Origin of the sequence: Buttiauxella sp. S19-1, assembly GCF_022134725.1 — a bacterium.
In the GTDB taxonomy this organism is placed as follows: Bacteria; Pseudomonadota; Gammaproteobacteria; order Enterobacterales; family Enterobacteriaceae; genus Buttiauxella; species Buttiauxella ferragutiae.
Genome location: NZ_JAHWLU010000046.1, coordinates 23,858 through 32,134, shown reverse-complemented (window position 1 = coordinate 32,134; position 8,277 = coordinate 23,858). Strand labels below are relative to the sequence as shown.

The window sequence follows — 8,277 nt, the reverse complement described above, 5'->3', positions numbered from 1 at the left end:
AACTGCCAGAAGGCGTTGAGATGGTAATGCCGGGCGACAACATCAAAATGGTTGTTACCCTGATCCACCCAATCGCGATGGATGACGGTCTGCGTTTCGCAATCCGTGAAGGCGGCCGTACTGTAGGTGCGGGCGTTGTTGCTAAAGTTATCGCTTAATCGCTGATAACATTTGACGCAACGCGCAAGAAAAGGGCATCATTTGATGCCCTTTTTGTACGCTCTCTACCCAGAACCTGGCTCATCAGTGATTTTTTACTCATAATCATTGCTGAGACAGGCTCTGAAGATGGCGTTATACCGAATAGCACCTGAGTAATAGCCGTTCGGTTTGGTTTTGCCTCGCATATGCGGGGCAAAAATGTTTGTCTGAATTACTGTGACGGGTTGGTTTATGAGTGCGAATACCGAAGCTCAAGGAAGCGGGCGCGGCCTGGAAGCGATGAAATGGCTGGCAGTTGCTGCTCTGCTTATTGTGGCGATCGTGGGCAACTACATTTATCGTGATGTGTCTCTGCCTCTGCGTGCCCTGGCAGTGGTTGTGCTGATTGCTGCAGCGGGTGGTGTCGCGCTGTTAACGACGAAAGGCAAAGCGACAGTTGCTTTCGCCCGCGAAGCGAGAACCGAAGTTCGTAAAGTGATTTGGCCAACTCGGCAGGAGACTTTACACACCACCTTAATCGTGGCGGCTGTTACAGCTGTAATGTCACTGATTTTGTGGGGGCTGGACGGTATTCTTGTCCGCCTGGTTTCTTTTATTACTGGCCTGAGGTTCTGAGATGTCTGAAGCCCCTAAAATGCGCTGGTACGTCGTTCAGGCGTTTTCCGGTTTTGAAGGCCGCGTAGCAACATCGCTGCGTGAGCATATCAAATTGCACAACATGGAAGAGTTGTTTGGTGAAGTCATGGTTCCGACCGAAGAAGTGGTCGAAATTCGTGGTGGCCAACGTCGCAAAAGCGAACGTAAATTCTTCCCGGGCTATGTTCTGGTCCAGATGGTAATGAACGATGCTAGCTGGCACCTGGTGCGCAGCGTGCCTCGAGTGATGGGTTTCATCGGCGGTACATCTGACCGTCCTGCACCAATCAGCGATAAAGAAGTTGATGCGATTATGAACCGCCTGCAGCAGGTTGGTGACAAGCCGCGTCCTAAAACGCTGTTTGAGCCAGGCGAAATGGTACGCGTCAGTGATGGTCCATTTGCCGACTTTAACGGTGTGGTTGAAGAAGTAGATTACGAAAAGAGCCGCTTGAAGGTTTCTGTATCTATCTTTGGTCGTGCTACGCCGGTTGAGCTGGATTTTGCTCAGGTAGAGAAAGCCTAATAATTAGGTTGTAAAAGCAGCGATTATTCGTTGCACAAGGCGCGAGATTGGACTACAATTTCGCGCCTTTTGTTTTTATGCGTCTTGTACGTATGAAACGATTTATTCACGGGGAGCCTTCATTGTGTAAGGCGCTATAACCCACTAGAGGAAATTAAGATGGCTAAGAAAGTACAAGCCTACGTCAAGCTGCAAGTTGCAGCTGGTATGGCGAACCCAAGTCCACCAGTTGGTCCAGCTCTGGGTCAGCAAGGTGTGAACATCATGGAATTCTGTAAAGCGTTCAACGCCAAAACTGATTCCATGGAGAAAGGTCTGCCAATTCCGGTTGTTATTACCGTTTACGCTGACCGTTCTTTCACTTTCGTTACTAAAACTCCACCAGCTGCTGTTCTGTTGAAGAAAGCTGCAGGTATCAAGTCTGGTTCTGGCAAGCCGAACAAAGACAAAGTGGGTAAAGTGACCCGTGCTCAGGTGCGTGAAATCGCAGAAACCAAAGCTGCGGACATGACTGGTTCTGACGTTGAAGCGATGACTCGCTCCATCGAAGGTACTGCTCGTTCCATGGGCCTGGTAGTGGAGGATTAAGAAATGGCTAAACTGACCAAGCGCATGCGCGTGATCCGTGACAAAGTTGATGCAACTAAACAGTATGACATCAACGAAGCCGTTGCTCTGCTCAAAGAGCTGGCCACTGCGAAATTCGTAGAAAGCGTTGACGTTGCTGTAAACCTCGGCATCGACGCTCGTAAATCTGACCAGAACGTACGTGGTGCAACTGTACTGCCGCACGGTACTGGCCGTTCAGTTCGCGTAGCCGTATTTGCCCAAGGCCCTAACGCTGAAGCAGCTAAAGCTGCTGGCGCTGAGCTGGTAGGTATGGAAGATCTGGCTGACCAGATCAAAAAAGGCGAAATGAACTTTGACGTTGTTATCGCATCTCCAGATGCAATGCGCGTTGTTGGCCAACTGGGCCAGGTTCTGGGTCCACGTGGCCTGATGCCTAACCCGAAAGTTGGTACTGTAACTCCTAACGTTGCTGAAGCGGTTAAGAACGCTAAAGCTGGTCAGGTTCGTTACCGTAACGACAAAAACGGCATCATTCACACCACCATCGGTAAAGTGGATTTTGACACTGACAAACTGAAAGAAAACCTGGAAGCTCTGCTGGTTGCGCTGAAAAAAGCTAAACCATCTCAAGCTAAAGGCGTTTTCATTAAGAAAGTTAGCCTGTCTACCACTATGGGTGCAGGTGTTGCGATCGACCAGTCTGGTCTGAGCGCAGTAGTGAACTAAGATTCACTGCTTTACGCGGGCGTTCGATTAGTCTAAAATCTTACGCCCGTTGCCTTGCAATGCAGGGCACACAGAATTTTCGGTTGGAGCCTGGCCTTATCCAGGCCTCCGTCCAAGACCGCAGGAGTTTCGCAAGAGACTTAATCCCCTGCGTAGACGGTGACAGAACCTGAAGAATATTTTTGATAGTCTTTGGCTTGTTTCTGCTCACCGTATGTCGACGTTCATTATCGTTTTGGTAATGAATGAAGTGAGTTCCGGGGGAAACCCCGGCTAATATCCAGGAGCAAAGCTAATGGCTTTAAATCTTCAAGACAAACAAGCGATTGTTGCTGAAGTCAGCGAAGTAGCCAAAGGTGCGCTGTCTGCGGTTGTTGCGGATTCCCGTGGCGTGACCGTAGGTAAAATGACTGAACTGCGTAAAGCAGGTCGTGAAGCTGGCGTTTACATGCGTGTTGTTCGTAACACCCTGCTGCGCCGCGTTGTTGAAGGTACTCAGTTTGAGTGCCTGAAAGACACGTTTGTTGGTCCAACCTTGATTGCATATTCTATGGAACACCCGGGCGCTGCTGCTCGTCTGTTCAAAGAATTCGCTAAAGCGAATGCAAAATTCGAGGTTAAAGCTGCAGCCTTTGAAGGTGAGCTGATCCCGGCGGCCCAGATCGATCGCCTGGCAACTCTGCCAACTTACGAAGAAGCAATCGCACGCCTGATGGCAACCATGAAAGAAGCCTCTGCAGGCAAACTGGTTCGCACTCTGGCTGCTGTACGCGATCAGAAAGAAGCTGCTTAATAGCACTTTTCTTTCTCACGCATTTGCTTACGTATAAACTTATTCTGATTTTCAGGAACAATTGTTATGTCTATCACTAAAGATCAAATCATTGAAGCAGTATCCGCTATGTCTGTAATGGACATTGTTGAACTGATTTCTGCAATGGAAGAAAAATTCGGTGTTTCCGCTGCTGCTGCTGTTGCAGGCCCTGCTGCTGCTGCTGAAGCTGTAGAAGAGAAAACTGAGTTCGACGTTATTCTGAAAGCTGCTGGCGCTAACAAAGTTGCCGTCATCAAAGCAGTACGTAGCGCAACTGGTCTGGGCTTGAAAGAAGCTAAAGACCTGGTTGAATCCGCTCCAGCTGCGCTGAAAGAAGGCGTGAGCAAAGATGACGCAGAAGCACTGAAAAAATCTCTGGAAGAAGCTGGCGCTGAAGTTGAAGTTAAATAAGCCAACCTTTCCGGTTGCAGCCTGAGAAATTAGGCTGATGGCTGGTGACTTTTTAGTCACCAGCCTTTTTGCGCTGTAGGGTACCAGTAGCGTTTCACACTGTTTGACTGCTGGTTTCCATTCAATGTTTGTCTCTATCTACGCCTTAATATACTACGACTTTCTACGCCGGGAGTTCCGGGGTAAAGCGTAGCGAAATGGTTTAAGAGTGATAGAAACAGGTATTGCGGAAAGTGTTCCACTTTCCGGTCCACAAAATAGTGTTGCACAAACTGTCCCCTTGTCGGGCAGATGGGTCGACTTGTCAGCGAGCTGAGGAACCCTAATGGTTTACTCCTATACCGAGAAAAAACGTATTCGTAAGGATTTTGGAAAGCGTCCACAAGTTTTGGACATTCCTTATCTCCTTTCTATCCAGCTTGACTCGTTCCAGAAGTTCATCGAGCAAGATCCTGAAGGCCAGTACGGTCTGGAAGCGGCTTTCCGTTCCGTGTTCCCTATTGCAAGCTACAGCGGTAACTCTGAGCTGCAATATGTGAGCTATCGTCTGGGTGAGCCGGTATTTGACGTTAAAGAATGTCAGATCCGCGGCGTGACGTATTCCGCTCCCCTTCGCGTAAAACTGCGTCTGGTGATCTACGAGCGTGAAGCGCCGGAAGGCACCGTTAAAGATATTAAAGAACAAGAAGTCTACATGGGTGAAATTCCACTCATGACTGATAACGGCACCTTCGTTATCAACGGTACTGAGCGTGTTATCGTTTCTCAGTTACACCGTAGCCCAGGCGTGTTCTTCGATAGTGACAAAGGTAAAACCCACTCTTCCGGGAAGGTGCTGTATAACGCACGTATCATCCCTTACCGTGGTTCCTGGCTGGATTTCGAATTCGACCCGAAAGACAACCTGTTCGTGCGTATCGACCGTCGCCGCAAACTGCCTGCGACTATCATTCTGCGTGCATTGCAGTTCACCACTGAGCAGATTCTTGATCTGTTCTTTGAGAAAGTTTATTTCGAAATCCGTGACAACAAGCTGCAGATGGAATTGGTGCCAGAACGCCTTCGTGGTGAGACTGCATCCTTTGACATCGAAGCTAACGGCAAAATCTATGTCGAAAAAAGCCGCCGTATTACAGCGCGTCATATTCGCCAGCTGGAAAAAGACGATATTAAGCTTATCGAAGTTCCGGTTGAATACATTGCTGGTAAAGTCGCGGCTAAAGACTACGTTGATGCATCGACTGGCGAACTGATTTGCCCGGCGAACATGGAACTGTCTTTGGATCTGTTGGCAAAACTGAGCCAGTGTGGTCATAAGCGTATCGAAACGCTGTTTACCAACGACCTGGATCACGGCGCATACATTTCTGAGACCATCCGTGTCGACCCAACCAACGATCGCCTTAGCGCACTGGTTGAAATCTATCGCATGATGCGTCCTGGCGAGCCACCAACTCGCGAAGCGGCTGAAAACCTGTTCGAGAACCTGTTCTTCTCCGAAGACCGTTATGACTTGTCAGCGGTTGGTCGTATGAAGTTCAACCGTTCCCTGCTGCGTGATGAGATCGAAGGTTCAGGTATCCTGAGCAAAGACGACATCATCCAGGTAATGCGTAAGCTGATCGGCATTCGTAACGGTCAAGGCGAAGTGGATGATATCGACCACCTCGGTAACCGTCGTATCCGTTCCGTAGGCGAAATGGCGGAAAACCAATTCCGCGTTGGCCTGGTACGTGTTGAGCGTGCGGTGAAAGAGCGTCTGTCTCTGGGCGATCTCGATACCCTGATGCCTCAGGATATGATCAACGCCAAGCCTATCTCTGCTGCGGTTAAAGAGTTCTTCGGTTCCAGCCAGCTGTCTCAGTTTATGGACCAGAACAACCCGTTGTCTGAGATTACGCACAAACGTCGTATCTCCGCACTCGGCCCGGGTGGTTTGACCCGTGAGCGTGCAGGCTTCGAAGTACGTGACGTACACCCAACCCACTACGGTCGTGTATGTCCAATCGAAACCCCTGAAGGTCCGAACATCGGTCTGATCAACTCCCTGTCTGTTTATGCACAGACTAACGAATACGGTTTCTTAGAAACTCCGTATCGTCGCGTTGTTGAAGGTGTTGTCACTGACGAAATCCATTACCTTTCTGCAATTGAAGAAGGTAACTACGTTATTGCTCAGGCGAACACCAATCTGGACGAAGAAGGCCGTTTCGTAGACGACCTGGTAACTTGCCGTAGTAAAGGCGAATCCAGCTTGTTCAGCAACGACCAGGTTGACTACATGGACGTTTCTACCCAACAGGTAGTTTCCGTCGGTGCGTCCCTGATCCCGTTCCTGGAACACGATGACGCCAACCGTGCATTGATGGGTGCGAACATGCAACGTCAGGCCGTTCCAACTCTGCGTGCTGATAAGCCGCTGGTTGGTACTGGTATGGAACGTGCTGTTGCCGTTGACTCCGGTGTTACTGCGGTTGCTAAACGTGGCGGTACTGTTCAGTACGTTGATGCGTCTCGTATCGTTATCAAAGTTAACGAAGACGAAATGCTGGCTGGTGAAGCTGGTATCGACATCTACAACCTGACCAAATACACCCGTTCGAACCAGAACACCTGCATCAACCAGATGCCATGTGTTTCTTTGGGCGAACCTGTTGAACGTGGCGATGTGTTGGCAGACGGTCCGTCTACTGACCTCGGTGAACTGGCTCTTGGCCAGAACATGCGCGTAGCGTTCATGCCGTGGAACGGTTACAACTTCGAAGACTCCATCCTCGTATCCGAGCGTGTTGTTCAGGAAGATCGTTTCACCACTATTCACATCCAGGAACTGGCATGTGTGTCTCGTGACACCAAGCTGGGGCCAGAAGAGATCACCGCTGACATCCCGAACGTGGGTGAAGCAGCTCTCTCTAAACTGGATGAATCCGGTATCGTTTATATCGGTGCTGAAGTGACCGGTGGCGACATTCTGGTTGGTAAGGTAACGCCTAAAGGCGAAACCCAGCTGACTCCAGAAGAGAAGCTGCTGCGTGCAATCTTCGGTGAGAAAGCGTCTGACGTTAAAGACTCTTCTCTGCGCGTACCAAACGGCGTTTCCGGTACCGTTATCGATGTGCAGGTCTTTACCCGCGATGGCGTGGAAAAAGACAAGCGCGCGCTGGAAATCGAAGAGATGCAACTGAAGCAGGCGAAGAAAGACCTGACTGAAGAACTGCAGATCTTTGAAGCTGGTCTGTTTGCTCGTATCCATGCTGTGCTGGTTGCTGGCGGTGTTGAAGCTGAGAAGCTCGACAAATTGCCACGCGATCGCTGGTTGGAACTGGGTCTGACTGACGAAGAGAAGCAAAACCAGCTGGAACAGCTGGCAGAGCAGTACGACGAGCTGAAGCACGAGTTTGAGAAGAAACTTGAAGCTAAGCGCCGCAAAATCACTCAGGGCGATGACCTGGCACCTGGCGTGCTGAAAATCGTTAAAGTGTATCTGGCCGTTAAACGTCAGATCCAGCCTGGTGACAAGATGGCAGGTCGTCACGGGAACAAAGGTGTTATCTCCAAGATCAACCCGATCGAAGATATGCCTTACGATGAAAACGGCACGCCGGTAGACATCGTACTGAACCCGTTGGGCGTACCATCTCGTATGAACATCGGTCAGATTCTGGAAACCCACTTGGGTATGGCTGCTAAAGGCATCGGCGAGAAAATCAACGCTATGCTGAAGAAGCAGGAAGAAGTTTCCAAGCTGCGTGAATTCATCCAGAAAGCCTATGATTTGGGTTCTGATATTCGTCAGAAAGTTGACCTGAACACCTTCACTGATGATGAAGTTCTGCGTCTGGCTGAGAACCTGAAAAAAGGTATGCCGATTGCTACTCCTGTCTTCGACGGTGCAAAAGAGTCGGAAATCAAAGAGCTGCTGAAACTGGGTGACCTGCCGACTTCTGGCCAGATCACACTGTTCGACGGCCGCAGTGGTGAGCAGTTTGAGCGTCCAGTAACCGTAGGTTACATGTACATGCTGAAACTGAACCACTTGGTTGATGACAAAATGCACGCGCGTTCTACCGGTTCTTACAGCCTGGTTACTCAGCAGCCGCTGGGTGGTAAGGCTCAGTTCGGTGGTCAACGCTTCGGTGAGATGGAAGTGTGGGCGCTGGAAGCTTACGGTGCTGCTTATACCCTGCAGGAAATGCTGACTGTTAAATCTGATGACGTTAATGGCCGTACCAAGATGTATAAAAACATCGTGGATGGTAACCATCAGATGGAACCAGGCATGCCGGAATCCTTCAACGTATTGTTGAAAGAAATCCGTTCGCTGGGTATCAACATCGAGCTGGAAGACGAGTAATTACTCGCATCTGCTGTACTGGTTACAGGATGTCCGGGTCACACCGGACGTCTCTGAGAAGTCTCACTCCGACGGGAG

At 49.8% G+C, this 8,277-nt stretch carries 7 protein-coding genes and 1 pseudogene; all 8 read left to right on the top strand.

The features are described 5' to 3' along the window. Positions 1-158: pseudogene (tuf, locus tag MES37_RS12245) on the top strand (elongation factor Tu); the annotation flags it as partial. A 235-nt stretch (positions 159-393) separates the two neighbouring features. Next, positions 394-777, top strand: a complete 384-nt coding sequence (gene secE, locus MES37_RS12240; RefSeq protein ID WP_034461807.1) for a preprotein translocase subunit SecE — start codon at positions 394-396, stop codon at positions 775-777. 1 nt (position 778) lies between these two features. Beyond that, positions 779-1,324, top strand: coding sequence for a transcription termination/antitermination protein NusG (gene nusG, locus MES37_RS12235; RefSeq protein WP_034461806.1), 546 nt, complete (start codon positions 779-781; stop codon positions 1,322-1,324). Positions 1,325-1,483: 159 nt separating this feature from the next. Then, positions 1,484-1,912 (top strand): 50S ribosomal protein L11, encoded by a 429-nt coding sequence (rplK, locus tag MES37_RS12230; RefSeq protein WP_064541401.1) that lies wholly within the window; start codon positions 1,484-1,486, stop codon positions 1,910-1,912. A 3-nt stretch (positions 1,913-1,915) separates the two neighbouring features. Further along, the gene (gene rplA, locus MES37_RS12225; RefSeq protein WP_064541398.1) at positions 1,916-2,620 is read left to right on the top strand and encodes a 50S ribosomal protein L1; all 705 of its coding nucleotides are present in this window, start codon (positions 1,916-1,918) and stop codon (positions 2,618-2,620) included. Positions 2,621-2,915: 295 nt separating this feature from the next. After that, complete coding sequence (gene rplJ / locus MES37_RS12220; RefSeq protein ID WP_034461803.1) at positions 2,916-3,413, top strand: 50S ribosomal protein L10; 498 nt, start codon at positions 2,916-2,918, stop codon at positions 3,411-3,413. 66 nt (positions 3,414-3,479) lie between these two features. After that, positions 3,480-3,845 (top strand): 50S ribosomal protein L7/L12, encoded by a 366-nt coding sequence (gene rplL / locus MES37_RS12215; RefSeq protein ID WP_034461801.1) that lies wholly within the window; start codon positions 3,480-3,482, stop codon positions 3,843-3,845. 325 nt (positions 3,846-4,170) lie between these two features. Further along, entirely contained in the window at positions 4,171-8,199 is a 4,029-nt protein-coding gene (rpoB, locus tag MES37_RS12210) for a DNA-directed RNA polymerase subunit beta (protein ID WP_064541394.1), read from the top strand. Positions 8,200-8,277 lie beyond the last annotated feature (78 nt).

What these genes read in the sequence shown, in the direction of transcription:
- rplK (WP_064541401.1), top strand. Translation starts at nt 1,484, where the DNA reads ATGGCTAAGAAAGTACAAGCCTACGTCAAGCTGCAAGTTGCAGCTGGT.
- rplA (WP_064541398.1), top strand. Translation starts at nt 1,916, where the DNA reads ATGGCTAAACTGACCAAGCGCATGCGCGTGATCCGTGACAAAGTTGAT.
- secE (WP_034461807.1), top strand. Translation starts at nt 394, where the DNA reads ATGAGTGCGAATACCGAAGCTCAAGGAAGCGGGCGCGGCCTGGAAGCG.
- nusG (WP_034461806.1), top strand. Translation starts at nt 779, where the DNA reads ATGTCTGAAGCCCCTAAAATGCGCTGGTACGTCGTTCAGGCGTTTTCC.
- rplL (WP_034461801.1), top strand. Translation starts at nt 3,480, where the DNA reads ATGTCTATCACTAAAGATCAAATCATTGAAGCAGTATCCGCTATGTCT.
- rpoB (WP_064541394.1), top strand. Translation starts at nt 4,171, where the DNA reads ATGGTTTACTCCTATACCGAGAAAAAACGTATTCGTAAGGATTTTGGA.
- rplJ (WP_034461803.1), top strand. Translation starts at nt 2,916, where the DNA reads ATGGCTTTAAATCTTCAAGACAAACAAGCGATTGTTGCTGAAGTCAGC.